2 protein-coding genes are annotated in these 1,645 nt (G+C 71.9%); one reads left to right on the top strand and one right to left on the bottom strand.

Going from position 1 to position 1,645, the window contains the following annotated elements; translation table 11 throughout:
* On the bottom strand, positions 1-701 hold a 701-nt coding region (locus KGQ19_RS48525), incomplete at its 3' end, for a FadR/GntR family transcriptional regulator (RefSeq protein WP_212022407.1).
* Between the two features lie 182 nt (positions 702-883).
* On the opposite strand from KGQ19_RS48525, the gene KGQ19_RS48530 reads away from it, so the two are divergent.
* Entirely contained in the window at positions 884-1,594 is a 711-nt protein-coding gene (locus tag KGQ19_RS48530) for a gluconokinase (RefSeq protein ID WP_212022409.1), read from the top strand.
* Positions 1,595-1,645 lie beyond the last annotated feature (51 nt).

The raw sequence follows: 1,645 nt of genomic DNA on the forward strand, positions 1-1,645 counted from the left end.
GCCCCCAACCGCATGTGAATGTCCTCCAACGACTCCGCGACCACCGCCCGCATCCCCACCTCGGCCCGCCCCGGATCCCCCGACGCCACCGCGACCGCGACCGCGTCGTGCCGATCGGCGTCCGCCGGATCCGGCGCCGTCGGCAGCAGCTTCAGCGCCGCGCGCCCGCGCAGCAGTTCCTCGGTCACCGGCGCCAGTTGGGCGAACAAAGGGTTACCGCACATAGCCAGTACCAGCCGGTGGAAATCGACGTCCGCCTCCAGGAACGACGTCCGGTCGCCCACCGCCGCCGCCGCGCGCATGCGCGCCGAGCTCTCCAGCAGCTTGGTGCGCATCGTGCGGTCCGCGTGGCGCGCGGCCGCCGCGGCGGCTGCCGGCTCCACGGCCCCGCGCAGCTCGGTGAGCTCGTCGAGCACTGTGACGCGCTCCGGGCCCGCGAGGCGCCAGCGGATGACGTCCGGGTCGTACAGGTGCCACTCCTGTACCGGCCGTACCGTGAGTCCCACGCGCTGGGTGCTGCGGAGCAGCCGTTTCGCCTGGAGCGCCTGGACCGCCTCGCGGATGACGGTGCGGCTGACGCCGAAGCGCTCCGCGAGGTCGTCGGTGCGCAGCACGTCGCCCGGGGCGTGATGGCCGCTGGCGATGGCCTGGCCGAGCTCGTCGGCGACCTTGCCGGCCAGTCCCTTACCCAACTCCGGCATTCGTTCCTCCCGTGGCATGCCCGACGTACCCGACCATCATCGCGCTCCCGGCGGGGATCGGCGCGGAGGCCTCTTCGTATTACGGAATAGTCACCGCCTCTTCAATCGTCATACTTTTTGGCCTACGGTGACGCGTGTCGCGCCACGAGGTGTCGCGGACACGGTCAAAGGAGACTGCAAGCGTGAACGCCGAACCAAACCCCGCAGCGGACGCCGTCAGTGGCGCCCAGCCCCCGATCCTGCTGATCACCGGCGTCTCCGGCAGCGGGAAGACCACCATCGGCTCGCTCCTGGCCGGCCGCCTGGGCTGGGAGTACGCCGAGGCGGACGCCTTCCACCCGGCGGCGAACATCGCCAAGATGTCGGCCGGCCATCCGCTGACCGACGAGGACCGCTGGCCCTGGCTGGACAACATCGGGCAGTGGATCGACGAGACCACCGCCAGGGGCCGGCCCGGTGTCGTGACGTCTTCGGCCCTCAAGCGCACCTACCGCGACCGGCTGCTCCGGGGACGGCCGCAGGTCCGGCTGATCTACCTGGACGCCGACCGCGAGACCGTGGCCCGCCGGCTGACCGCGCGCAACGGCCACTTCTTCCCGCCGGAACTGCTCGACTCGCAGTTCGGGGACCTGGAGCCGCCGGCCGACGACGAACACCCGGTGCGGGTCAGGGTCGACGACCACGACTCGCCGCTGACCGTCGCCGAGCGGCTGATCCACAGCGAGAAGCTGGAATCCGTGGAAGCCGCGCACGACGCCGAGGCCGCGCACAGCACGGCAGCCAGTGACGCCGAGGCCGCGCACAGCGCCTCCGCCCATAACGCCGAAGCTACGCACAGCGCCCAAACCCACGACGCGCAAACCAAGCCCGCCGGCAAGGAGGCCGGCGAATGATGGCCTCCGCCCTCGCGGCCCGCCCCCTCGCAGCCCAGCCCCTCACAGCCC

It is taken from the genome of Catenulispora pinistramenti (assembly GCF_018274385.1).
GTDB classification, from domain to species: domain Bacteria; phylum Actinomycetota; class Actinomycetes; order Streptomycetales; family Catenulisporaceae; genus Catenulispora; species Catenulispora pinistramenti.